General features: G+C 69.8%; 24 protein-coding genes and 1 pseudogene. 17 read left to right on the forward strand and 8 right to left on the reverse strand.

The annotated features are described in order from the left end of the window. The first annotated feature begins 64 nt into the window (after positions 1 to 64). The 9 genes from uvrC to ACVBEQ_RS18210 all read left to right on the forward strand — a co-directional run bounded on the left by uvrC (position 65) and on the right by ACVBEQ_RS18210 (position 9,601). Positions 65 to 2,254: an excinuclease ABC subunit UvrC gene (gene uvrC, locus ACVBEQ_RS18170; protein WP_447154695.1), complete on the forward strand. Its 2,190-nt coding sequence runs from the start codon at positions 65 to 67 to the stop codon at positions 2,252 to 2,254. A 79-nt stretch (positions 2,255 to 2,333) separates the two neighbouring features. Further along, positions 2,334 to 3,191: an RNase adapter RapZ gene (gene rapZ, locus ACVBEQ_RS18175; protein ID WP_447154726.1), complete on the forward strand. Its 858-nt coding sequence runs from the start codon at positions 2,334 to 2,336 to the stop codon at positions 3,189 to 3,191. Then, on the forward strand, positions 3,191 to 4,225 hold the full coding sequence (locus tag ACVBEQ_RS18180; RefSeq protein ID WP_447154696.1) for a gluconeogenesis factor YvcK family protein: 1,035 nt from the start codon (positions 3,191 to 3,193) through the stop codon (positions 4,223 to 4,225). Before rapZ ends, ACVBEQ_RS18180 begins: the two co-directional genes overlap by 1 nt. A 90-nt stretch (positions 4,226 to 4,315) precedes the next feature. Next, entirely contained in the window at positions 4,316 to 5,296 is a 981-nt protein-coding gene (gene whiA, locus ACVBEQ_RS18185; RefSeq protein WP_447154697.1) for a DNA-binding protein WhiA, read from the forward strand. Positions 5,297 to 5,622: 326 nt separating this feature from the next. Continuing rightward, positions 5,623 to 6,630, forward strand: a complete 1,008-nt coding sequence (gene gap, locus ACVBEQ_RS18190) for a type I glyceraldehyde-3-phosphate dehydrogenase (protein WP_447154698.1) — start codon at positions 5,623 to 5,625, stop codon at positions 6,628 to 6,630. Positions 6,631 to 6,806: 176 nt separating this feature from the next. Further along, positions 6,807 to 8,003, forward strand: a complete 1,197-nt coding sequence (locus ACVBEQ_RS18195) for a phosphoglycerate kinase (RefSeq protein WP_447154699.1) — start codon at positions 6,807 to 6,809, stop codon at positions 8,001 to 8,003. Further along, a complete protein-coding gene (tpiA, locus tag ACVBEQ_RS18200) occupies positions 8,000 to 8,800 on the forward strand; it encodes a triose-phosphate isomerase (protein WP_447154700.1) in 801 nt (266 codons plus the stop codon). Before ACVBEQ_RS18195 ends, tpiA begins: the two co-directional genes overlap by 4 nt. A 186-nt stretch (positions 8,801 to 8,986) precedes the next feature. Then, positions 8,987 to 9,223 carry a preprotein translocase subunit SecG gene (gene secG, locus ACVBEQ_RS18205; protein ID WP_447154727.1) on the forward strand — a complete coding sequence of 79 codons (237 nt, stop codon included), beginning with the start codon at positions 8,987 to 8,989 and terminating at the stop codon, positions 9,221 to 9,223. A gap of 30 nt (positions 9,224 to 9,253) precedes the next feature. Further along, complete coding sequence (locus ACVBEQ_RS18210; protein ID WP_447154701.1) at positions 9,254 to 9,601, forward strand: RNA polymerase-binding protein RbpA; 348 nt, start codon at positions 9,254 to 9,256, stop codon at positions 9,599 to 9,601. 30 nt (positions 9,602 to 9,631) lie between these two features. Here the strand turns inward: ACVBEQ_RS18210 and ACVBEQ_RS18215 are convergent, their stop codons facing one another. Next, on the reverse strand, positions 9,632 to 10,150 hold the full coding sequence (locus tag ACVBEQ_RS18215; protein ID WP_447154728.1) for an amino-acid N-acetyltransferase: 519 nt from the start codon (positions 10,148 to 10,150) through the stop codon (positions 9,632 to 9,634). Between the two features lie 123 nt (positions 10,151 to 10,273). Between ACVBEQ_RS18215 and rimO the strand changes: the two genes are divergently transcribed. The 4 genes from rimO (at position 10,274) to ACVBEQ_RS18235 (ending at position 13,544) form a co-directional block, all read left to right on the forward strand. Then, positions 10,274 to 11,767, forward strand: coding sequence for a 30S ribosomal protein S12 methylthiotransferase RimO (rimO, locus tag ACVBEQ_RS18220; RefSeq protein WP_447154729.1), 1,494 nt, complete (start codon positions 10,274 to 10,276; stop codon positions 11,765 to 11,767). Next, a complete protein-coding gene (pgsA, locus tag ACVBEQ_RS18225; RefSeq protein WP_447154702.1) occupies positions 11,764 to 12,363 on the forward strand; it encodes a CDP-diacylglycerol--glycerol-3-phosphate 3-phosphatidyltransferase in 600 nt (199 codons plus the stop codon). Before rimO ends, pgsA begins: the two co-directional genes overlap by 4 nt. Positions 12,364 to 12,375: 12 nt before the next feature. After that, complete coding sequence (locus ACVBEQ_RS18230) at positions 12,376 to 12,936, forward strand: CinA family protein (RefSeq protein WP_447154703.1); 561 nt, start codon at positions 12,376 to 12,378, stop codon at positions 12,934 to 12,936. A gap of 215 nt (positions 12,937 to 13,151) precedes the next feature. Beyond that, complete coding sequence (locus ACVBEQ_RS18235) at positions 13,152 to 13,544, forward strand: helix-turn-helix domain-containing protein (RefSeq protein WP_447154704.1); 393 nt, start codon at positions 13,152 to 13,154, stop codon at positions 13,542 to 13,544. A gap of 31 nt (positions 13,545 to 13,575) precedes the next feature. Here ACVBEQ_RS18235 and ACVBEQ_RS18240 read toward each other — a convergent pair whose 3' ends face one another. From ACVBEQ_RS18240 to ACVBEQ_RS18250, 3 genes and pseudogenes are all read right to left on the reverse strand, one after another. After that, positions 13,576 to 13,968 (reverse strand): ACT domain-containing protein, encoded by a 393-nt coding sequence (locus ACVBEQ_RS18240; protein ID WP_447154730.1) that lies wholly within the window; start codon positions 13,966 to 13,968, stop codon positions 13,576 to 13,578. Between the two features lie 6 nt (positions 13,969 to 13,974). Beyond that, positions 13,975 to 14,547, reverse strand: a pseudogene (locus ACVBEQ_RS18245) (dihydrofolate reductase); the annotation flags it as partial. Further along, complete coding sequence (locus ACVBEQ_RS18250) at positions 14,544 to 15,338, reverse strand: thymidylate synthase (RefSeq protein ID WP_447154705.1); 795 nt, start codon at positions 15,336 to 15,338, stop codon at positions 14,544 to 14,546. The pseudogene ACVBEQ_RS18245 and the gene ACVBEQ_RS18250, both read right to left, overlap by 4 nt. Before the next feature lie 135 nt (positions 15,339 to 15,473). Between ACVBEQ_RS18250 and ACVBEQ_RS18255 the strand changes: the two genes are divergently transcribed. Next, entirely contained in the window at positions 15,474 to 15,878 is a 405-nt protein-coding gene (locus ACVBEQ_RS18255) for a DUF6855 family protein (protein ID WP_447154706.1), read from the forward strand. Positions 15,879 to 15,924: 46 nt separating this feature from the next. Then, the gene (locus ACVBEQ_RS18260; protein ID WP_447154707.1) at positions 15,925 to 16,815 is read left to right on the forward strand and encodes an ABC transporter substrate-binding protein; all 891 of its coding nucleotides are present in this window, start codon (positions 15,925 to 15,927) and stop codon (positions 16,813 to 16,815) included. Here the strand turns inward: ACVBEQ_RS18260 and ACVBEQ_RS18265 are convergent. Both ACVBEQ_RS18265 and ACVBEQ_RS18270 read right to left on the reverse strand, forming a co-directional pair. Then, positions 16,812 to 17,087, reverse strand: coding sequence for a GlsB/YeaQ/YmgE family stress response membrane protein (locus tag ACVBEQ_RS18265; RefSeq protein ID WP_447154708.1), 276 nt, complete (start codon positions 17,085 to 17,087; stop codon positions 16,812 to 16,814). The genes ACVBEQ_RS18260 and ACVBEQ_RS18265 overlap by 4 nt on opposite strands. Positions 17,088 to 17,194: 107 nt before the next feature. After that, positions 17,195 to 18,835 (reverse strand): alkaline phosphatase D family protein, encoded by a 1,641-nt coding sequence (locus tag ACVBEQ_RS18270; protein WP_447154709.1) that lies wholly within the window; start codon positions 18,833 to 18,835, stop codon positions 17,195 to 17,197. A gap of 100 nt (positions 18,836 to 18,935) precedes the next feature. On the opposite strand from ACVBEQ_RS18270, the gene ACVBEQ_RS18275 reads away from it, so the two are divergent. Continuing rightward, entirely contained in the window at positions 18,936 to 19,721 is a 786-nt protein-coding gene (locus ACVBEQ_RS18275) for an inositol monophosphatase family protein (RefSeq protein WP_447154731.1), read from the forward strand. A 95-nt stretch (positions 19,722 to 19,816) separates the two neighbouring features. Further along, positions 19,817 to 21,697, forward strand: coding sequence for a Na+/H+ antiporter (locus ACVBEQ_RS18280; RefSeq protein ID WP_447154710.1), 1,881 nt, complete (start codon positions 19,817 to 19,819; stop codon positions 21,695 to 21,697). A gap of 46 nt (positions 21,698 to 21,743) precedes the next feature. Here ACVBEQ_RS18280 and ACVBEQ_RS18285 read toward each other — a convergent pair whose 3' ends face one another. After that, entirely contained in the window at positions 21,744 to 22,424 is a 681-nt protein-coding gene (locus ACVBEQ_RS18285; RefSeq protein WP_447154711.1) for an LON peptidase substrate-binding domain-containing protein, read from the reverse strand. Between the two features lie 20 nt (positions 22,425 to 22,444). Then, positions 22,445 to 22,867 (reverse strand): organic hydroperoxide resistance protein, encoded by a 423-nt coding sequence (locus ACVBEQ_RS18290; protein ID WP_447154712.1) that lies wholly within the window; start codon positions 22,865 to 22,867, stop codon positions 22,445 to 22,447. Positions 22,868 to 22,936: the final 69 nt, after the last annotated feature.

The raw sequence follows: 22,936 nt of genomic DNA on the forward strand, positions 1-22,936 counted from the left end.
CGGGTGGTGGGGGGTACTGCGGGAGCGGCGTCCGCTGTCGCCCGGCTCGATTACCCTCGCCGTTGTGCCGGATCCTGCTACATACCGCCCTGCCGTCGGCACGATCCCCGAATCACCCGGCGTGTACCGGTTCCGCGATCCGACCGGCCGGGTCATCTATGTCGGGAAGGCCAAGAGCCTGCGGCAGCGGCTCAATTCCTACTTCGCCGATCTCAGTTCGCTGCACCCGCGGACCGCGCAGATGGTCACCAGTGCCGCAGGTGTCGAGTGGACCGTGGTGTCGACCGAGGTCGAGGCCCTGCAGCTGGAATACAACTGGATCAAGGAGTTCGACCCGCGGTTCAACGTCCGCTACCGGGACGACAAGTCCTATCCCGAACTCGCCGTGACGCTGTACGAGGAGTACCCGCGGCTCCAGGTCATGCGCGGCCCGCACCGCAAGGGCGTCCGGTACTTCGGTCCGTATGCGCACGCATGGGCCATCAGGGAGACCCTCGACCTGTTGCTGCGGGTGTTCCCGGCCCGTACCTGCTCGGCGGGCGTCTTCCGGCGCTCGCAACAGATCGGCCGGCCCTGCCTGTTGGGCTACATCGGGAAGTGTTCAGCCCCCTGCACCGGCCGGGTCAGTGCCGAGGAGCACCGCGAGATCGTCGACGACTTCTGCGATTTCATGGCGGGCAAGGCCGATCCGCTGATCCGCCGGCTGGAGAAGGAGATGACCGCCGCCGCCACCGAACTCGACTTCGAGAAGGCCGCCCGACTCCGCGACGATCTGGGCGCGGTGCGCCGTGCTGTCGAGAAGCAGGCGGTCGTACTCGGCGACGGGACCGACGCCGACGTCATCGGGATCGCGGCCGACGAGTTGCTGGCGTCGGTGCAGATCTTCCACGTCCGCGGCGGCCGGGTGCGCGGCCAGCGTGGCTGGATCGTCGATGTCGACTCCGACAGCGCCGGTTCCGAGGGCCTCCCGTCGCTGGTGGAGAATTTCCTGCTGCAGTTCTACGGCGGCCGGGCCGATGACGACGGCGCGACCGCCGTGCCGCGGGAAATCCTCGTGCCCGTGATCCCCAGCGAGGAGGCCGCGACGGAATCCGAACTGGTCTCCTGGCTGTCGGACCTGCGCGGCTCCAGGGTGTCCCTGCGGGTTGCGCAACGCGGCGACAAGCGTGCGCTGGCAGAGACTGTCACCCGCAACGCCCGCGAGGCGCTGGCCCAGCACCGGCTCAAACGGGCCAGCGACCTGACCGCGCGATCGGCCGCGCTGACCGAACTGGCCGACACACTGAGCATGGATGTCGCGCCGCTGCGGATCGAGTGCATCGACATCTCGCACGTGCAGGGCACCGATGTGGTGGCGTCGCTGGTGGTCTTCGAGGACGGCCTGCCCAAACGCAGCGACTACCGGCGGTTCGCGATCAGGGAGCACCCGGGCGATGACGTCGCCTCGATCGCCGAAGTGGTCCGCCGGCGCTTCAGTCACGGCATGAACAAGTCGGTCGGCTCCTCAGGGGCGATCCCCGGCGGCGCGTCCGAAGAGGACCCCGTGGCAGACGGTGCGCCCGCCCCGTCGACCGAGCAGCCGACCGAGCAGCCGACCGAGCCGACGTACCGCCGGGGGATCGACCCGGAGACCGGCCGCCCGCGGCGGTTCGCCTACCCGCCGCAGCTGCTGGTCGTCGACGGCGGCGCCCCGCAGGTCAACGCCGCCGCCACCGAACTCGCCGAGCTCGGCGTCGTCGACGTGACCGTGTGCGGGTTGGCGAAGCGGCTCGAGGAGGTGTGGGTCCCGGGCGAGCCGGACCCGATCATCTTCCCCAGGACCAGTGAGGCGCTGTACCTCCTGCAGCGGCTTCGCGACGAGGCACACCGGTTCGCGATCACGTATCACCGCGCGAAGCGGTCGAAGTCGATGACGGTGTCGGCCCTGGACAACGTCGCGGGCCTCGGTGAGGTCAGGCGCAAGGCGCTGGTCAGGCACTTCGGCTCGGTCGCCGCGCTGCGCCGGGCGGACGTCGAGGCGATCCTCGAGGTACCGGGGGTCGGCCGGCGCACCGCGGAGGCGGTGGTCGCCGCACTCAGCGAACCCGAGACGGTCGACACCACGCGCAAGCCCAAGACCGGCCCGCCACCGCCGATCGCTCGGCGATCGAGGGAGCCGTCATTACCGATACGGTCAACACCGATACGCTCCGTGTCTGCGGGATCGGGGCCCGTCGCATCGCAAGGGGGAGAGGCCGCCGATGGGAACACCTGAAACCGGGCAGCTGGACGACGGCCGCCCATCGCGCGACGGCGGCACGCCGGCGACTACCGAGAAGGAGACGACCGGCGGCATCCAGGTCGCCATCGTCTCCGGGCTGTCCGGCGCCGGCAGGTCGACCGCCGCGAAATGCCTGGAGGACCTGGGCTGGTTCGTGGTGGACAACCTGCCCCCCGAACTGATCACCACGATGGTCGACCTCGGGTCGCGGGCCAGCGGGGACGTCACCCGGATCGCCATCGTGCTCGACGTCCGCTCCCGGCTGTTCACCGAGGACCTGGCCGCGGTGATCAAGGATCTCGACGCCCGCGGCTACCGGCCGCGGGTGCTGTTCCTCGAGGCGAGCGACGCCGCGCTGATCCGCCGGTACGAGGCCAACCGGCGGTCCCATCCATTGCAGGAGGGCGGCCGGCTCGCGGACGGAGTGGCCGCGGAACGCGCCGTGCTGGAACCGCTCCGCGAGGAGGCGGACGTGGTGGTGGACACATCAGAGCTCTCGGTGCACCAGTTGCGGGCCGAGGTCGAGCGGGCGTTCGGGCACACCGCGCCCGACCGAAAGGCGTCGCTCACGGTGGTCTCGTTCGGTTTCAAGTACGGCCTGCCGCTCGACGCCGACCTGGTGATCGACATGCGGTTCCTGCCGAACCCGCACTGGATCCCGGAACTGCGGCCGCACACCGGGCTGCAGCCGGACGTCTCCGATTACGTGCTCTCGCAGGAGGGAGCCACCGAGTTCCTCGACCGGTATGTCGAGCTGATCGACCTGATCAGCGGCGGCTACAAACGCGAGGGAAAGCGGTACCTGACCCTGGCCGTCGGGTGCACCGGCGGCAAGCACCGCAGCGTCGCGGTCGCCGAGGAACTCCGGCGCCGGCTCGAGGGCGACGCGCTCGCCGTCCAGGTGGTCCACCGCGACCTTGGCAGGGAGTAGTGGACAGCCCAGCGGCTCCGGGCAGGGCCCGGGACGGGAGTCAGCCCGCCCGTCGACCGCGGGTGGTGGCCCTCGGCGGTGGTCACGGACTGCACGCCATGCTCTGCGCGCTGGTCCTGCTCGACGTCGACATCACCGCCGTCGTCACGGTGGCCGATGACGGCGGTTCGTCGGGACGGCTGCGCCGCGAGGTGCCGGGCATCGTGCCGCCGGGCGACCTCCGGATGGCCCTCGCCGCACTCGCCGAACCCGACCCGTCGGGTCTGCTCTGGACGAGGACGTTCCAGCACCGGTTCCAGGGCCAGGGGGCGCTCGCCGGACACCCAGTGGGCAACGTCGTGCTGGTCGGCCTGAGCCAGGTGCTCGGCGATCCGGTGGCCGCACTCGACGCGGCCGGCGCCCTGCTCGGTGCCCGCGGCCGGGTGCTGCCGATGGCCTGCGAACCGCTCGACTTCGTCGCGCAGGTGCAGGGTCTGGACGAGGACCCGGAGGCCGTCCGCACGATCAAGGGCCAGGTCGCCGTGGCCAGCACGCCAGGCACCGTCCGCAGTGTGCGACTGGAACCCACCGATGCCGCCGCGTGCCCCGAGGCCATCCAGGCGATCGCCGAGGCGGATCTGATCACCCTCGGCCCCGGCTCCTGGTTCACCAGCGTGCTGCCGCACCTGCTGCTCCCGGACCTGGCGGCCGCCATCGTCGCGAGCCCGGCCCGGCGACTGGTGGTTCTCAACCTGGCCGCTCAGGTCGGGGAGACGGAGGGTTTCTCCCCCGAGCAGCACCTGGACGTACTCTCAGCACACGCCCCGGACCTCCGGGTCGATTGGGTTCTGGCGGACCGTGCCTCGGTGCCGCTGCCGCAACGGCTGTCGACAGCGGCGGCGCGACTGGGCGCCGAACTGGAGCTGCAGGACGTGGCCGTGGTGGGAACCGAACGGCACGACCCGGACAGGTTGTCGGCCTCCTTGGCCACGCTGCTCGTCCGGAGGCGGGCCGACCCGCAGCACGTGGCCAGCATGGGGTCTCTACCCGGATGACCGACAAGGCCCCGATGACTGAAGGGCCCGGATGACTGACAGGGCCCCGATAACTGACAGGGCCCGGATAACTGACAGGGAGTGCACCGGATGGCGATGACGGCCACCGTCAAGGACGAGCTCAGCAGGGTGACGGTCAGCAAGGTGTCCGCCCGCAAGGCGGAGGTCTCGGCGCTGCTCCGGTTCGCCGGCGGCCTGCACATCGTGGCGGGCCGGGTGATCGTCGAGGCCGAGCTGGACACCGGGGCGGTCGCCCGCCGGCTGCGCAAGGAGATCGGCGAGCTGTACGGGCATGTCGCCGACGTGCAGGTGCTGTCGGCCTCCGGTCTGCGCAAGGGCACCAGGTACGTCGTCCGGGTCGTCGCCGGCGGTGATTCGCTGGCCCGGCAGACAGGTCTGATCGACCAGCGCGGACGTCCGGTTCGCGGGCTCCCGCCGCAGATCGTCGCGGGTTCGGTAGGCGATGCCGAGGCCGCCTGGCGGGGTGCGTTCCTGGCCCACGGGTCGTTGACCGAACCGGGGCGCAGCGCATCACTGGAGGTCACCTGCCCCGGCCCCGAAGCGGCACTGGCGCTGGTCGGCGCGGCCCGCCGGATGGGGATCGGCGCCAAGGCCAGGGAGGTCCGCGGCGCCGACCGGGTGCTGGTCCGGGACGGTGACGCGATCGCCGCGCTGCTGACCAGGCTCGGCGCGCACTCGTCGATGATGGCGTGGGAAGAGCGCCGGATGCGCCGCGAGGTCAGGGCGACGGCGAACCGGCTGGCCAACTTCGACGACGCGAATCTCCGTCGGTCGGCACGTGCGGCCGTTGCCGCCTCCGCCAGGGTGGAGCGGGCCCTGACGATCCTCGGCGACGAGGCCCCAGACCATCTGAGCCAGGCGGGCCGGCTGCGGATCGCCCACGGCCAGGCGTCCCTGGAGGAACTCGGCCAGCTGGCCGATCCGCCGATGACCAAGGACGCCGTCGCCGGCCGGATCCGCCGACTGCTGACGATGGCCGACAAGCGCGCCGCCGACCTCGGCATCCCCGACACCGAATCCGCCGTCACCGCCGACATGCTGGACAGCTGAACGGATCTCGGCCGAGCGATGGGGTGACACCCGATCTCCGACAGGACGCGTTTGCCCGCTGTTCATGCGGTGTTCGGGTTCCATTCATCTCTGTGCCAGGAGGCCGCGCAAGTACCGAACGGCCCGACTTCGACTCGTTCCCAGCGGGATCGGCGGGACCTCCTGCCTGACATGTCGCATTGAGCACGGGCCGACGAGCCTGGCTTGTGCGCGGCCGATACAGTGAGCCCCGTCGCTGCCCCGGAAAGCTGGAGGCGGCGCACTGATCAACCCGCCCGGGGTCAGCAGGATCACCGGCGGGATCCCCTAGAGGAGGGCTGACACACGTGACTGTGCGCGTCGGAGTGAACGGATTCGGCCGAATCGGCCGCAACTTCTGGCGAGCGGTCGACTCTCTCGACCAGGACATCGAGATCGTCGCCGTCAACGACCTGACCGACACCAAGACTCTCGCCCACCTGCTCAAGTACGACTCGGTGATGGGCAAGCTGCCGTACGAGGTACACGCCGGGGACGGCGTCATCAGTGTGGACGGCAAGGAGTTCAAGGTGCTGTCCGATCGCGAGCCCGGCAACCTGCCGTGGGGCGATCTGGGTGTCGACGTCGTGATCGAGTCGACGGGCTTCTTCACCAAGGCCGATGCGGCCCGCCAGCACATCTCCGCCGGTGCCAAGAAGGTGCTCATCTCCGCGCCGGCGACCGGCGAGGACCTGACTGTCGTGCTGGGCGTGAACGACGACGCCTACGACGGATCGCAGTCGATCATCTCCAACGCCTCGTGCACCACGAACTGCGTGGCGCCGATGGCGAAGGTGCTGCACGAGAACTTCGGCCTGGTGCAGGGTCTGATGACCACGATCCACGCCTACACCAACGACCAGGTCATCCTGGACTTCCCGCACAAGGACCTGCGTCGCGCCCGCGCCGCGGCCATCAACATCATCCCGACCACCACCGGTGCAGCGAAGGCGACCGCTCTGGTGCTGCCGGAGCTAAAGGGCAAGCTGCACGGCTACGCCCTGCGGGTGCCGGTTCCGACCGGCTCGGTGACTGACCTGACGGTGGAGCTCGAGAAGGGCACCACGGTCGACGACGTCAACGCGGCGTTCAAGGCGGCAGCCGATTCCGGTCCGCTGAAGAACCGGCTGTTCTACTCGACCGATCCGATCGTGTCGACCGACATCGTCGGGTCGCCCGCGTCGTGCACGTTCGACTCGCCGCTGACCATCGGCCTGGGCGGCAACTTCTTCAAGATCGTCGGTTGGTACGACAACGAGTGGGGCTACTCGAACCGGCTGGTGGACCTGACCACCCTCGTCGGCGCAAGCCTCTGACGGAGTGACGCGCGGGTGGCGTTCCGGGGCCGTGTGCTCCGTGAACGCCACCCGCGGTCTGTCTTGCCGCCACGCTCGGATCCCCGCAGGACGGGCGTGACCGCTCGTGTCGTTCCGGGTTCGCGCCCGGACCGGCGCGACCTCTTTCCCTGTCGACTGCCAAGGAGTCCGTGAAAGTGCACACCCTCGACGACCTGCTAGCCGCAGGTGTGGCCGGCCGCACCGTGCTGGTCCGGTCCGATCTCAACGTCCCGCTGGACGGCGACGTCATCACCGACGACGGGCGCATCCGCGCCTCCCTGCCCACCCTGCAGGCGCTGATTTTGGGCGGGGCGAAAGTGGTCGTCACCGCTCACCTCGGCCGGCCCAAGGGCGCGCCCGACCCGAAGTACTCATTGGCCCCGGCGGCCGCCCGGCTCGGTGAACTGCTCGGCACCTCGGTGCCGCTGGCGGACGACCTCGTCGGCCCCTCCGCCCGGGAGACCGTCGCGGCGCTGACCGACGGCGGCATCGCGATGCTGCAGAACGTGCGGTTCGACCCCCGCGAAACCTCTAAGGACGCCTCCGAGCGGAGCGCGCTCGCCGACGACCTGGTGGCCGTGGTGGGGGACGGCGCCGCCTTCGTCTCCGACGGCTTCGGGGTGGTGCACCGCAAGCAGGCGTCGGTCTACGAGATCGCGCAGAAGCTCCCGCACTTCGCCGGCTACCTGGTGTCCGCGGAGACCGCGGTGCTCAAGAAGCTGACTGTGGATCCGGAACGGCCGTACGCGGTCATCCTCGGCGGGTCGAAGGTGTCGGACAAGCTCGGCGTCATCACCTCGCTGCTGCCCAGGGTCGACTCGTTGCTGATCGGCGGCGGGATGGCCTTCACGTTCCTGGCCGCCAAGGGGTACGGCGTCGGCGCCTCGCTGCTGCAGGAGGACCAGATCGAGACCTGCAAGCAGCTGCTCGAGGACAACGCGGACAAGATCGTGCTGCCGACCGATGTCGTCATCGCCGATGCCTTCTCCGCCGACGCGGCGGTTCAGATCGTTGCGGCGGACGGCATTCTCGACGGCTGGCTCGGCCTCGACATCGGTCCGGAAACCAGCGCCCGGTTCTCCGAGATCGCGGAGAAGTCCGCCACCGTCTTCTGGAACGGCCCGATGGGCGTCTTCGAGCTCGCCCCCTTCGCGGACGGGACCCGCTCCGTCGCCGAGGCAATTTCCGCGTCCCCGTCGTTCTCGGTGGTCGGCGGTGGCGATTCAGCAGCCGCTGTCCGCACCCTGGGCGTCGAGGAATCCGGCTTCACCCACATCTCGACCGGTGGTGGCGCTTCCCTCGAATACCTCGAAGGCAAAGAGCTCCCCGGTCTTGCCGTACTGGAGGCATGAACGCAATGACGAACGGCCAACGCAAGCCGCTGATCGCGGGCAACTGGAAGATGAACCTCAACCACCTCGAGGCCATCGCCCTGGTGCAGAAGATTGCGTTCACACTTCCCGACAAGTACTACCAGCACGTCGAGGTCGCGGTGATCCCGCCGTTCACCGCCCTGCGCTCGGTGCAGACGCTGGTCGACGCGGACAAGCTGAAGATCGTCTACGGCGCGCAGGACCTGTCGGCGAAGGACTCCGGCGCCTACACCGGTGAGATCTCCGGCAGCATGCTCGCGAAGCTGGGCTGCACCTACGTCCTCGTCGGTCACTCGGAGCGCCGCGAGTACCACCAGGAATCCGACGAGCTGCTGGCCGCGAAGGTCAACGCCGCCTACCGGCACGGGCTCATCCCGCTGCTGTGCTTCGGCGAGGGTCTGGAGATCCGCGAGGCGGGCAACCAGGTCCAGCACTCCGTCGACCAGATGCTGGCCGCGATGGCCGACGTGACGCCCGAGCAGGCGACCTCGATCGTGCTGGCCTACGAGCCGGTGTGGGCGATCGGGACCGGCCGGGTGGCCACCCCCGCCGACGCCCAGGAGGTGTGCGGCGCGGCCCGTGCCGCACTGGCCGAGAAGTACGGCGCCGAGATCGCCGGCGGCGTCCGGATCCTGTACGGCGGCTCGGTGAAGTCGGGCAACGTCTCGGAGATCACCGCGCAGCCCGACGTGGACGGCGCACTGGTCGGCGGTGCCTCGCTCGACGGCACCGAGTTCGCCAACCTGGCGGCCAACGCAGTGGGCGTGCTGTCGTAGCGAAACCCTGTCGACCCAGTCGATGCTGCCCGCGGAGCCGTTCCGGTCCTGGACCGGGGCGGCTCCGCGGCGTCGTCCCACCCGCGCGCGGATGGGCTGCCCCGGGGACCCGCCGGGTTAGACTCGTGCCGACCCTGGTCGCAACCGCCATCCCGGCTGTCCCGACCGCTGATGAGCAAGGCAGACATGATTCTCTTTCTCCAGATCCTGCTGGTGATCACCAGCCTGGCGCTGATGGCGCTGATCCTGCTGCACCGCGGCAAGGGTGGTGGCCTGTCCTCGCTGTTCGGTGGGACGATGCAGTCGTCCCTGTCGGGATCGTCGGTCGTGGAGAAGAATCTGGATCGGCTGACGTTGTTCGTCGCCTCGGTGTGGGGTATTTCGATCGTGGGGGTCGGCCTCCTGCTGAAGGTCGGCTTCTGATTCATCGGCATCTGGAACGGGCAGGTCGACATGGCTGGTGGTAATCCGATTCGCGGTTCACGGGTGGGTGCGGGTCGCATGGGCGAGTCCGATCGGGGCGAGTCCGCACCGCGCCAGAAGCTCGACTTCTACTGCGCCAACGGGCATGTGACTCGTTTGGCCTTCGCGATGGATGCCGAGATCCCGGAGACCTGGGACTGCCCGAGCTGTGGGCTGCCGGCCGGCCAGGACCGGGCCGAGCCGCCGCCCGCGCTCAAGGTCGAGCCCTACAAGTCGCACCTTGCCTACGTCAAGGAGCGGCGGTCCGAGGAGGACGGCGAGGCCTTGTTGGCCGAGGCGCTGGCCCGGATCGCCGACCGCCGCACCCCGCAGCTCTGATCCCGGGGCAGTTTCGAGCCCGGGCGCGCGTCAGAGCACCTTCAGCATTCGGGTGTTCCCCAACGTGTTGGGTTTGACGTACGGGAGGTCGAGGAACTCGGCGACGCCCCTGTCGTACGACGACCGCAGCTCGGCGAAGGCCTCGTCCGACAGGTCCAGCTCGCGGATCGGCTCGAAGCCGAGCGAACGGAAGAACTCCACCTCGAACGTCAGCACGAACAGCCGGTGCAGCCCCAGGTGCCGGGCGTGCTCGATCAGCTGCGTGCACAGCGCCCGACCCACACCACGGCGCCGGACGGCAGGATCGGTCGCCACCGTGCGGATCTCGCCCAGGTCCTCCCACAGCACGTGCAGCGCCCCGCAGCCGACCAGTTCGCCGCCGGACTCGGCGACCCAGAACTCGGTGACGTCCTCGAACAGGTTCGCCAGGGTCTTCTCGAGCAGGATCGGCCCGGCGTGCGCATCCACCAGTCGCTTGATCCCGCGGACATCGGTGACCCGTGCGGGATGCACCACCGGTGCGGGGTCGTCGTGGGTCACGGCGAACAACCTATGGTCCGCGACGCTCGGCACGCCGGCCGGGGTGCGGGCGTGAATTCTCGAACGGACCCTCCTGCCCACTAGGGTGGTGCAGTGTCCGCTGTGTCCGAGGTTTCTCCGACAGCGGCGAACGTGACCCCGGCGGCGGGCCGACAGGTCACCACGACCGTCAATCTGGTCACCCTGGGCTGTGCGCGGAACGAGGTCGACTCCTCCGAGATCGCCGGCCGGCTCGAAGTGGGCGGGTACCGGCTGGTCGCCGATCCGTCCTCGGCGGACGTCGTGGTGGTGAACACCTGCGCCTTCGTCGCGAGCGCCAAGAAGGATTCGATCGACACCGTGCTCGCCGCGGCGGATACCGGTGCCAAGGTAGTCGCCGTCGGCTGCCTCGCGGAACGCTACGGGGCCGAACTCGCAGAGGCCCTGCCGGAGGCCGACGCGGTCCTGGGATTCGATGCCTACCCGGACCTGGCCGCCCTGCTCGGTGACGTCGTCGACGGCCACCGTCCCGCCGCGCACACCCCGGTTGACCGCAGGAAGCTGCTGCCGCTGTCGCCGTCGGCCCGCCCGTCGGCCGCCCGATCGGTCTCCCTGCCGGGGCATGCCCCGCCGTCCGGGCCCACGCTGGTCCGGACGCTGCTGCACTCCGGTCCCGTGGCCCCGCTCAAGATCGCGTCGGGCTGCGACCGGCGGTGCACGTTCTGCGCGATCCCGTCCTTCCGCGGCGCCTTCGTCTCCCGGCCGATCGGTGAGATCGTCGACGAGGCGGGCTGGCTCGCCGGTCAAGGGGTCCGCGAGATCGTCCTGGTGAGCGAGAACTCGACGTCGTTCGGTAAGGACCTGCCGGGCGACCGCCAGCTCGAGGACCTGCTGTCCGAGCTCGCCGCCGTCCCCGGCATCGCCAGGGTGCGGCTCTCGTACCTGCAGCCGGCGGAGACCCGGCCGTGGCTGATCGAGGCGATCGCCGGCATTCCCGGTGTCGCCGACTACTACGACATGTCGTTCCAGCACGCCTCCGAGCCGGTGCTGCGCCGGATGCGCCGCTACGGGTCACGCGAGGCGTTCCTCCAGCTGATCGGCCAGATCCGTGCTGCCGCCCCGGAGGCGGGGATCAGGTCGAACGTCATCGTCGGCTTCCCGGGTGAGACCGAGCATGATCTCGCCGAACTCGAGGCGTTCCTGATGTCCGCGCGGATGGACGCCGTCGGGGTCTTCGGCTACTCCGACGAGGACGGCACCGAGGCCGCCGACCTGCCCGGCAAGCTCGGCGACGACGAGATCGCGGACCGGGTCGAACGGGTGACGTCGCTGGTCGAGGAACTCACCTCGCAACGCGCCGAGGACCGGATCGGAACCGAGATGCTGGTGCTGATCGACGCCGACCCGGCCGCCGACCTGCTGCCCACCGACGACCGGGGCCCCGACCGCGCCGTCGCAGGCAGGGGTCCGCACCAGGCCCCCGAGGTCGACGGCAACGTCCGGATCACCGACGCCGGCGGGCTTGAGACAACAGGTTTCGGGACAGCAGATTCCGAGCTGACGGCAGGGCAGCTGGTCCGCTGTCTGATCACCGGCAGCGACGGCATCGACCTGACCGCCAGGGCGCTCGAGGTCGTCACGCCATGACCGAGCGTCCGCCGCCGGTGTCGCTGATGAACCTGCCGAACGCGCTCACCGTGCTGCGCCTGATCCTGGTTCCGGTGTTCCTGCTGGCTCTGTTCGCGCAGGGCGGCCACGACACGACATGGCGCTGGATCGCCTGGGCGATCTTCGCGATCGCCGCCATCACCGACCGGTACGACGGGCACATCGCCCGCAAACGCGGGCAGGTCACCGACTTCGGGAAGATCGCCGACCCCATCGCGGACAAGGCGCTGACCGGTTCGGCGCTGATCGGTTTGTCGATGCTCGGCGACCTGGCCTGGTGGGTGACGCTGGTCATCCTGGTCCGCGAGATCGGCGTGACGCTGCTGCGCTTCGCCGTCATCCGGTACGGCGTCATCGCGGCCAGCCCGGGCGGCAAGGCGAAGACCTTCGTGCAGATCATCGCCATCGGCCTGTACATCCTGCCGTTGCCCGCCGCGCTCGAGTGGGTCGCGCAGGGCGCCATGGGGCTCGCCGTGCTGCTGACCGTCGTCACCGGCGTCGACTACGTCGTCCGTGCCTGGGGCGTGTACGCCCGGGCCAGGGCCGGCCACATCGAGCAGCCGCCGGCGACGTGAGGCCGCCGAACGATGGCTGAACTGGCACGGGCCGTCGGGGTGGACGACGCCGCGGTGGCCGATCTGCTGGAGCGGCTCTCCGCCGCGGGCCTGACGGTCGCGACCGCCGAATCCCTGACCGGCGGCCTGCTGGTCGCGCTGCTGACCGAGATCCCGGGTTCGAGTGCCGTCGTTCGCGGCGGCCTGGTGGTCTACGCCACCGATCTGAAGCACACGCTGGCCGGCGTCGACAGCGCCCTGCTCACCGAGCGCGGCCCCGTCGATCCGGAGGTGGCAATGCGGCTGGCCGACGGGGCGCGGAGCCGCTGCGGCGCGTCCATCGGCGTGGGACTCACCGGCGTCGCCGGTCCGGATCCGCAGAACGGCGTCCCGGTGGGCACCTGGTTCTGCGCCGTGTCGGGACCGGGGGACCACCGCGATGCGCGCAGCGCGCACTCCGCCGCCACCCCGTCGGTGGATGGTCACCCTGCCGGGCAGCCGGACGCTGCCGGGTCCGTCCGCCGGTCCACCCGCGCCGCGGCCGCCAGGGCTGCTCTGGAGATGCTGGCGAACATTCCAGCAACGCTTTCGTAACCACCCGGTGATCGGGATGCCGGAACATCGGTGGTGCGATTCACGTTGGGATGATTGTCGGCCGGGACTCGCCGGGCCGGCAATGGCTCACGGTAGCGTGGAAGTGTCAATACTGTTCAACCAGCAATCCCGATCCATCCAGCACGACCGGCATCTCGATGCCGGATCAACCCCCGACAGCACATCCGATGCACAAGGTGGGAAGGAGGTGCGACATGCTCCTGCGTAACGCACTGGGAGAAACACTGCGAGACGCTCGAAACCGGCAGAACCGCACGCTGCGCGACGTGTCGACAGCGGCGAATGTCTCGCTCGGATACCTCTCCGAGGTCGAGCGCGGCCGGAAAGAAGCGTCGAGCGAACTACTGGCGTCGATCTGTGACGCCCTCGATCTCGAGCTGTCCGACCTCCTTGATTCGGTCAGCCGCACGATGCGGACCGACGTGGTGCCCGCCGACAAGAGCAACGTCATCACCAACTCGGTGAAGGCCGGGATGGTCAGCTCGAATCGTCCGCGTTCCGGCTCGATGGACAGCACGAGCATCGATCCGACACTACGGATCGTCGTGCCCTACGGATCGACGAGGCCCGGCGCGCCGGTCGGCTGACGTCCGTCGCGGCGACCACGTCGTGCAGGGCTCAGGTCCTGGTGTGTGCCAGGGCTTCCAGCGCGTTGAGTGCTGCCTCGGCGGCCTGCACCGGAACGAACAGGTGGTCGTGGTGATAACCGGCCACCACATTGCAGGCAATGCCGTCCGCGGTGAGCGCCGCCGACACCGCGGCGGTGAGACCGACCGCCTCCAGATCTGACGACACCGCAAGGGTGATCCAGGCGCATCTGAAGGTGCCGTGCAACTGCGCGGCGTCGGCCTCCGCGGCGGGGACAACCATGGTCGTCCCCTCGGACTCCTGCACCGTGACCACCGGGTGGACTCCGTTCGGCAGCGGGCCGGCCGGAACGCTGCAGAAGAGGAACTCGCCCTCGTGCAGGTACGGGCGCAGCGAGGACAGCAGCAGCGCCAGGTCACGGATCGGCCCGCGGCGCTCGTACGTGACGAACCGGTAGCGATAGCGCCGATCAGAGACGCCATGGTCTGAGGGGCCCTGTTCGGAGTGGCTCTCCCGCCAGCGGGCCGGGTCGATCTCCGGGAACACCGTGTCGCCGTCGACGTCGACCTCGACGTGGGTGATCTCGAGGCGGTCGGCGCGCGCCATCGTCTGCCGGTAGATCTCACCGCCGCCGACCACCATCACCGGAACCGGCGAACCGTCGTCGGGGGGGTCGGAGTCGGATCGGGGGCCGACCGCCAAGGCCAGGGCATCGTCCACCGAATGCGCCACCAGCGCGCCCGGCACGTCGTAGTCGGTGTCCCTGGTCACCACGATGGTCCGCCGGCCGGGCAGCACCCTGCCGATCGACTCGAACGTCCGCCGGCCCATGATCATCGTGTGGCCCATGGTGATCGCCTTGAACCGCTGGAGGTCGGCTGGCAGGTGCCACGGCAGACCGCCGTCCGCACCGATGGTGCCGTTCGCGGCCACCGCGGCGACCAGCGTGATCACCGCGGCCCTCGGCGTCACCGGGCGTGCGGTCACAGGGAGACCGGTCATACCGCGATGGGCGCCCTGATCGCCGGGTAGGGGTCGTAGTCGACGACCGTGATGTTGTCGGCGGTGAAGTCGTCGATCTCGGTGACGCCGGGGCTCAGCTGCAGGGTCGGCAGCGCGCGTGGGGTCCGGGTGAGCTGGAGCCGGGCCTGCTCGAGGTGGTTGGAGTACAGGTGCGCATCGCCCAGGGTGTGCACGAACTCGCCCGGTGCCAGGCCGACCACCTGCGCCATCATGGCGGTGAGCAGGGCGTAGGACGCGATGTTGAACGGCACTCCGAGGAAGACGTCCGCCGATCGCTGGTACAGCTGGCAGGAGAGCCGCCCGTCTGCCACGTAGAACTGGAACATGGTGTGGCACGGCGGTAGTGCCATCTCCGACACCTCGGCGACGTTCCAGGCGGAGACGATGTGCCGGCGCGAATCCGGATTGGTCCGCAGCGAGTGGACGACCGCGGCGATCTGGTCGATGTGCCGGCCGTCCGGTGCCGGCCAGGACCGCCACTGGTGCCCGTAGACGGGCCCGAGTTCTCCTTCGGTGTCGGCCCACTCGTCCCAGATGCTGACGCCGCGTTCCTGCAGCCACCGCACGTTGGTCGAGCCCTGCAGGAACCACAGCAGCTCCACCACCACCGACCGCAGGTGCACCTTCTTCGTGGTGACGAGCGGGAAACCGTCGGCGAGGTCGAACCGCATCTGGTGGCCGAAGATGCTGCGGGTCCCGGTGCCGGTCCGGTCGGTCTTCACCGCGCCGGTGGTCAGGATGCGGTCCATCAGATCCAGGTACTGCTGCATGGACGTCAGCTTAGAAGCCGCGGCGGGGTTCGCCGGCCGCAACGCGGCTTACCTGTGCGGTGGTCAGGGTGCGGTGATGAGGGTGCGGTGATGAGGGCGCGGGGATTAGGCGGCGTCCGGGCGTAAGGTCGGGCGATGTCCGGTTCCGGCACCAAGGACGACCCCTGGCAGCTGACCACACCGCCCGGGTCCTCCGCGTACACCATCCACCGCGACGACACCGCGGAGCCGCCGATCCTGGTCTGCACCGTCGGCAAGACCGTGCTGACCTACCAGGCGAGATGCATCGACGACCTGCACGCGATGCTCGTTGCGGCAGCCGATTGGGTCCCGCTCGGCGGTGCCGACGAGCAGAAACCCGCAGCGCCCGGCACGGTCGAGGCGTGGGGCCGGTCCGAGGAGAACCCGGTCGGCGGGTGGTACGGCCTGAAGAAGGGCTTCCGCGGCCGGTTCGGGGTGTACATCCCGCCGCTGCTGGAGGAACTGGGTCTCGCCGAACTCGAGCACAACGCGCGCAACAACCGGATGCGCGCCCGCTGAGGTCCCGCGTCCCGCTGGTCCGGGCGGGGCTCTCTAGGCTGGGTCGATGCGCGTCGTCTCGCTCCTCCCGTCCGCCACCGAGATCGTCTATGCGCTGGGGCTGGGTGACGACCTGGTCGGCGTGACGTTCGAGTGCGACGAGCCGCCGGCGGCCAGGCTCGACAAGGCTGTCGTGGTGGGCGGCCGGGACACCTCCGGCATGACGCCGCGGGAGATCGACGACTACGTGCGCGCGGCGATGGCCGCGGGGGAGGACCTGTACACCCTCCGGTCGCAGGCACTGGCAGGCTTGGACCCCGAGCTGATCCTGACCCAGGACCTCTGCCGGGTGTGCGCCATTCCCTCGGGTGACGTCGACCGCGCGCTCGGCTACCTGGGGTGCGCGGCCGAGGTGCTCAGCCTCGACCCGCACTCGCTCGACGACGTGCTGGCCACCGTCCAGCAGGTCGGCGACCGGGCCGGCGTCGGTGATCGGGCGGCCGGCGTCGTGGCCGGTCTGCGGGCCCGGTTGGATCGGGTGCAGGCGGCCGTCGCGGGCCGCCCCCGGCCCCGGGTGGCGGTCGTCGAATGGGTGGACCCCCCGTTCGCGGCGGGCCACTGGGTGCCTGACCTCGTCGTCGCGGCCGGTGGGGAACCGGTCGGCGGGAACAGCGGCGGCCGGTCGGCGGAGACAACTTGGGACGACATCCGCGCCGGCGCACCGGATGTCGTAGTCGTCGCGCCGTGCGGCTTCCATCTGGACGGTGCCGCGGAGCAGGCCAGCACCGTGCACGCCGAGCTGCCCGGGGTTCCGGTGTGGGCGATCGACGCGGACGGGATCGTTGTCCGGCCCGGTCCCCGTCTGGTCGACGGCGTCGAGGCGATTGCGGCGATCCTGCACCCGGGTCGGGTGCCGGCGTCGACCGCGGTCCGTCTGGTCGTTCCCTCACCGGTCTAGCGACGGGCGGAGGCGCCCGGATTCCTGCCGGTGACCAGCTTGTAGACCCCGGTCACCACGATGGCGCCGACGATCGAGCCGATGATGCCGCTCGGCCGCAGCGCGATGCCGTCACCGTTGAGCAGGCTGATCAGCAACCCACCGACGAACGAGCCGATCAGGCCGACGACGATGGCCACGGTCCAGTCGATGGGCCGCTTGTTGCTGCGGAAGATCAGCTGGGCCGCCGCTCCGGCGAGCATGCCCAGCAGGATGATCGCGATGATGAGCACGGTGCCAACCCCTCGTGACGGCCGCACCTGTTGCGGCCGGGTCATTATGCCCCGATTTGCCCAGGAAACCGCACTGCCGCGCGTGGCGGTGACCGCGGTGATCGTCCTCAGGCGAGCGAGAGCCTGGTGACCTCGGTCAGCGTCAGCGGCTCGTCGGCCGGTCCGGCCTGCTCGAGCAGCACCGAGGCGCTGCGGCCGTCCAGCCGCAGCGTCATCAGGTCGTTGCCGAAGTAGGGACCGGCGAGGCGGCTCCACTCGACGATGGGCGGCGGCGGCTTGGCGACGGCGCTGAGCACGACCTTGGTGAAGCGCTCCGCGAGCCGGCTCCACGCCCCGCGGAAGGCCAGTCGCATCGGCGCCGGAACCCGGTTGTGCAGCGGTGAACAGGTCAGCTGATAGACCGCCGACGTGACTTCGGGGCCGTAGTGCGGCTGCGCGATGTAGGCGTGGTGGACATCGCCGGACAGCACGCAGACGGTGGCCGGAGGTTTGCCGTCGGACCCGCCGTGATCGCCGCGGCCGACGTCCCTGATCATCGTCGCGAGCCGTTCGAAGGAGAGCCGGAACGCCGCCCAGTGCTCCAGATCAGCTGCACGTCGGATCTTCTCGGAGATCGTCGCGATGAAACGGCCGCGGTGGCCATCGCTGAGCAGCTCGTTCCAGGCCTCCACGTCGTGCAGCGCCCGGGGGAGCAGCCAGGGCAGGGACGTGCCGATCAGCAGATGGTCGTAGTCGCCGTCCAGCTGCTGCCCGATCCAGTCGAACTCGGCGTCACTGAGCATGCTGCGGCGGCCCTCGTCCAGGATGCGGCCGCATCGGGTGTCGATGACCAGCAGGCGGACCGAGCCGAAGTCGCGCCGGTACGACCAGCGGGTGCCCTTCTCGCCGTCGGCCTCCCGGTCGGCCGATTCGGCGAACGCGCGGAGCAGCGGCTCCGCATCGTCGCCCAGCCGGCGCACCGTCTGATACAGCTCGTTCTCGGCCAGCTCCGCGGGCGTCAGGTTGCCCAGGTGCTGGTACACCCAGTAGGACGACAGGGCGCCGACGATCCGCTCGGCCCACCAACTTGTCTGCTGGATGTCATGGCGCCAGGACTCGGAGGTGTTCCAGTCGTCCCGCACGTCGTGGTCGTCGAAGATCATCGACGACGGCACCGTGGACAGCAGCCAGCGGACCTCCGGGTCGGTCCACGACTCGGAGTACAGCCAGGTGTACTCCTCGTAATCCGCGACCTGCTCCTTGGACCCGGCGGTGATGTCCCGGCGCTGCCGGATCTTGTCCTGGGTCGCCGGTGACGTCTCATCGGCGTACACCTGATCGCCGAGCATCACCAGGGCGTGCGGCCAGTCCTGCTCCGGCATGCCGGCGATCTTGGTCGAGTACGACTGCAGGACGTCCGCGTCGTACTTGTGCCCCGGCAGCACCGCCTCCGCGGTCGCGTACCGGCACGACCCGAACGCGATCTCGACCGGAACCCCGGCCGCACGGGTGCGGATACGGCTCGGCGGCTGATCGGAGCCGTCTTCGGGCCAGACCCGCTGCCCGTCGAGCGTCACCTCGTACGGTGTCGCGCTGCCCTCGTCCAGCCCCTCGATGATCACCAGCGCGTAGTGGTGCCCGGCGACGGTCCAGGTGCGCTCGCGGAATCCGAGCACCTCGACCTCGCAGGGACTGTCGGTTTCCACCCAGATGGTGGCGTCGGTGGCGCCGACATGCCGCAGCAGCGGACCGAGCACGAGTCGGGTCATCCGGACTGTCTACCATCCCGGCGGCGCGGTCAACGGATACGCCGTAACCAGACGCCCTGTCGGGTGACCGGTGCACCGTCGTTACGGTGGGCGGGTGCCGATGATCAATGCGCGGACTGCCGACGCCGACCTCAGTGACGCAGAACTGGCGGCTGCGCTGGTCACCTCGGCGGGCCGGTTGGCTGCCCAGATGCGGCTCGGCGGGCTGACGGTGGACCGGAAGACCAGCATCAGCGACGTGGTGTCCGACGCCGACAAGGCCGCAGAGGCAATGATCGTCGGGAGGATCGCCGCCGCCCGGCCGGCGGACGGGGTGATCGGCGAGGAGGGTGCGGCAGCGCCCGGGCGGCGGACCTGGATCATCGATCCCGTCGACGGCACCTTCAATTTCGTCTCCGGCCTGCCGGCATGGTGCTCGGCGCTGGCCCTGCTGGACGGCGAACACCTGCTGCTCGGCGCCATCTACCAGGCGACCACCGACGAACTGTGGGTGGGCGGCCGCGACATCCCCACCTCGCTGAACGGCGTCCCGTTGCCCAGGCTGGAAGACCGGGCACTGCACGAGGTGGCCATCTCGACCTACCTGCACCCCACCAGGGTCAACGACCTCCCGCTGCGGGACGGCCTGCTGCGCTCGATCGCCGGTGCCGCGTCGGTGCGGATCATCGGGTCAGGGTCGGTGGAGCTGGCCGCCGTCGCGGCCGGCCGGCTCGGGGTCTGGCTGCACGCCGACACACCCACCTGGGACTGGTATCCCGGCGCCGCGGTGGTGTCCGCGGCCGGCGGCGTCGTCGACGTCTTCCAGCACGGCGGCCACCGCTGGTACGTGGCCGGACCGCCCACCGGCGTCCGCGAGGCCAGGGCCGCGGTCATCGGCAACGGCTGACCGTCGAAAGCCGACCCCAGATGGCCTGACCCGCCCGGTACTCGCCACCGCTGGGTGGCGCAACGTCCCCTCGCCGGGGTGCAACGATCATGGGCGTGGACATCGCCATCTGGATCCTCGCGCTGACGGCCACCGTCACCGGGGTCAGCGCGCTCGCCCGCCGCTTCGAACTCCCTGCGCCGCTGCTGCTGGTGGTGATCGGGATCGGCGGCTCGTTCCTGCCGTTCATCGAACCGTTCGAACTCAGCCCCGAACTGGTGCTGATCGGGCTGCTGCCCCCGTTGCTGTACTCGGCCGCGATCAAGACCTCGCTGGTGGACATCAAGACGAACCGGCGGGCCATCGCCTGGCTCGCGGTCGGGTTGGTCATCGCGACGACGGTGCTGGTGGGGCTGGTCGCCTGGTGGATCCTGCCGATCCCGTTGGCAGCCGGCTTCGCTTTCGGCGCGGTCGTCGCACCCCCGGACGCCGTTGCGGCTACCGCGATCGCCCGGCGCATCGGCCTGCCGCGGCGGGTCGTCACGGTCCTGGAGGGCGAGTCGCTGCTGAACGACGCCACCGCCCTGGTCGGCCTGCGGACCGCGATCGTGGCCATCGGCGGTTCCGTCACGATCGCCAGCATCGGTGTCGACTTCCTCTGGGCGGCAGCAGGTGGCGCGGCGATCGGGATCGGGGTCGCCCTGCTGTTCGCGTTGCTCAGGCGGTTCAACAAGGACCCGATCATCGACACCGCACTGTCCCTGATGGCGCCGTTCGCCGCGTATCTGCCGGCGGAGGAGGTGCATGCGTCCGGGGTGATCGCGGTGGTGACGGCCGGCCTGATCCTCGGTCACAAGGCACCCAAGATCCAGGACGCGACGTCGCGGCTCAACGAGCGGATCAACTGGGAGACGATCCAGTTCCTGCTCGAGAACAGCGTCTTCCTGCTGATCGGGCTGCAGGTGCAGGAGATCCTCGACGGCCTGGCCGGCTCGGAGCTGTCACCGCTGACCATCACCCTGTTCTGCGCCGCGGCGCTGGTGTCCGTCATCGTCGTCCGGCCGCTCTGGGTGTTCCCGGTCGGTTACTACCTGATCCGGCCCCGGAGCCAGCGCGACCAGCCCTACAGCTGGCGGTCGACGGCCGTCGTGTCGTGGGCGGGGATGCGCGGGGTCGTCACGCTGGCCGCCGCGTTCGTGCTGCCCAAGAGCATCCCCAATGTCGAGGTGCTCGTCCTGGGAGCATTCGTGGTGACGGCGGGAACACTGCTGCTGCAGGGTCTCTCGCTGCCCTGGCTGGCCCGCCGGCTGCGGGTGGAGGGTCCGGACGAACGCGAGGACGCGCTGGCCGAGGCGCAGGTGCTGATGCGGACAGTGGAGGCCGGCCGGGCGGAGCTGAAACGCGTCAGGGTCACCGACGCCGACGACGATCCGGAGGTGATCCAGACCCTCACGACCCGCGGCGAGGCGCGGCTCAACGCCGTGTGGGAACGGCTCGGCCGGATCAGCGACCAGACCGAGGACGAGACCCCGACGGAGCAGTACCGGCGGCTCCGGATGGCGATGCTGCGGGCGGAACGCGCTGCGGTGCTGGACATCCGCGACCACGGGACGACCGACAGTGAGGTTCTCGCCGAGGTGATGGACTCCCTGGATGTCGAGGAGTCGATGATCGACCGCCGCTCCGCACGGGCCGAATCGGTCGCCGGAAAGACGCTGACCACACCGGCGAAGACGGCCGGTGTCTGCGACCACCTGGCCGCGGCGCCGGATTCTGTGCCGCCGACCAGTGACTACGGCTGCCCAGCCTGCCTGCGCGACGGCACCAGGTGGGTGCACCTCCGGCTCTGCCTGACGTGCGGCAACGTCGCCTGCTGCGACTCGTCGGAGGCGCGGCACGCCGACCGGCATTTCCGCGAGACGGGGCACCCGGTGATGCGCAGCCACGAGCCGGGTGAGGCCTGGAAGTGGTGCTACGTGGACGAACTGCTGGGCTGACAGTGCTGATGCTGCTCAGTGCTGGCGCTGCTCAGTTCGATGCTGCTCAGTTCGACGCGTAGGGCGTTCGGGGCAGCTCGACCGCCGGACGGAGCGACAGCGCCCCCACCATCGACGCCTCCCGCTTGAGCAGCGTCAACTCCATCCGCAGCCGGTCGTCGACCGTCGCGGCGTCCAGCAGTTGCTGCTTCTCCGTGAGGTCCAGGATCATCGCGGCGGCGACAAGGTAGGACAACTCGGTCGGGTCACCGGGCAGCGCGGGTATGCCCTCGTCGTCGTCATCGGCGGCGCCCTGTGCCTGTATCAACGCCTGGCGGTAGCTGGTGAACAGCCGGCGCACCCGGTCGGCCAGCGGTTGGGCCGGCGCCGAGGCGACTTCCGGCAGCAGTTCCACATCGCCCCGCAACGGTTCGGTGTGCTGGACGCCGACCAGCCGGAAGCGGTCCATCCCGGTGGAGATGATGTCGAAGCGGCCGTCCTGGTAGGCCTCCGCATAGCGGAGCTCGGCCGTGCAGCCGACGGTGTGCAGCGCGGTGATGCCGTCGGTGCCCACCTCACGTCCCGCCTTGATGGCCACCACGCCGAAACGCCGGGCGCCGTCCGGGAGTTCGAGCAGTTCCTTGACCAGCAACCGGTAACGGTCCTCGAAGATGTGCAGCGGCAGCATGACCCCTGGGTACAGCACCAGACCGAGCGGGAACAGGGGCATCGACACAGTGGTGGCCACCTTCGCCAATCTACGGGGCCTCAGGCGACGAGTGTGTCGATCTCCACGTCGATGTTGCCCCTGGTGGCGTTGGAGTAGGGACACACCCGGTGCGCGGCCGCCACCAGCTCGTCGGCGGTTGCCTGGTCGACGCCCGACATCTCGACGTGCAACGCCGCCGACAACTGGAACTCGCCGGCCCCGTTCCGATTGAGGCCGATGTCGACTGTCACGGCGGTGTCGGCGATCTCGGCCTTTGCGCGTTTCGCCACCACGGTGAGCGCACTGAGAAAGCACGCCGCATAGCCGGCCGCGAACAGCTGCTCCGGGTTCGTGGCCCCGCCGGGACCGCCCATCTCCACCGGGGTGGCCAGGTCGACGTCGAGAATGCCGTCCGACGATCGACTGTGACCGTTGCGGCCGGCGCCGGTCGCGGTGGCCGAAGCGGTGTACAGAGCGCTCATCGAGATCCTCTTCCTGTGGCAGACCTTCGCCAGGTTAATCAGGGTTGGGATTCCGCTCGTGCCCGGTAC

Source organism: Nakamurella sp. GG22 (assembly GCF_052976845.2).

Excerpts from the sequence above, each read along its gene's own strand:
- ACVBEQ_RS18210 (WP_447154701.1), top strand. The coding sequence starts at position 9,254 with ATGGCTGGTGGTAATCCGATTCGCGGTTCACGGGTGGGTGCGGGTCGC.
- ACVBEQ_RS18230 (WP_447154703.1), top strand. The coding sequence starts at position 12,376 with ATGGCTGAACTGGCACGGGCCGTCGGGGTGGACGACGCCGCGGTGGCC.
- ACVBEQ_RS18260 (WP_447154707.1), top strand. The coding sequence starts at position 15,925 with ATGCGCGTCGTCTCGCTCCTCCCGTCCGCCACCGAGATCGTCTATGCG.
- pgsA (WP_447154702.1), top strand. The coding sequence starts at position 11,764 with ATGACCGAGCGTCCGCCGCCGGTGTCGCTGATGAACCTGCCGAACGCG.
- ACVBEQ_RS18290 (WP_447154712.1), bottom strand. The coding sequence starts at position 22,867 with ATGAGCGCTCTGTACACCGCTTCGGCCACCGCGACCGGCGCCGGCCGC.
- ACVBEQ_RS18270 (WP_447154709.1), bottom strand. The coding sequence starts at position 18,835 with ATGACCCGACTCGTGCTCGGTCCGCTGCTGCGGCATGTCGGCGCCACC.
- ACVBEQ_RS18235 (WP_447154704.1), top strand. The coding sequence starts at position 13,152 with ATGCTCCTGCGTAACGCACTGGGAGAAACACTGCGAGACGCTCGAAAC.
- ACVBEQ_RS18250 (WP_447154705.1), bottom strand. The coding sequence starts at position 15,338 with ATGCAGCAGTACCTGGATCTGATGGACCGCATCCTGACCACCGGCGCG.
- ACVBEQ_RS18275 (WP_447154731.1), top strand. The coding sequence starts at position 18,936 with ATGATCAATGCGCGGACTGCCGACGCCGACCTCAGTGACGCAGAACTG.
- whiA (WP_447154697.1), top strand. The coding sequence starts at position 4,316 with ATGGCGATGACGGCCACCGTCAAGGACGAGCTCAGCAGGGTGACGGTC.
- tpiA (WP_447154700.1), top strand. The coding sequence starts at position 8,000 with ATGAACGCAATGACGAACGGCCAACGCAAGCCGCTGATCGCGGGCAAC.
- ACVBEQ_RS18255 (WP_447154706.1), top strand. The coding sequence starts at position 15,474 with ATGTCCGGTTCCGGCACCAAGGACGACCCCTGGCAGCTGACCACACCG.
- secG (WP_447154727.1), top strand. The coding sequence starts at position 8,987 with ATGATTCTCTTTCTCCAGATCCTGCTGGTGATCACCAGCCTGGCGCTG.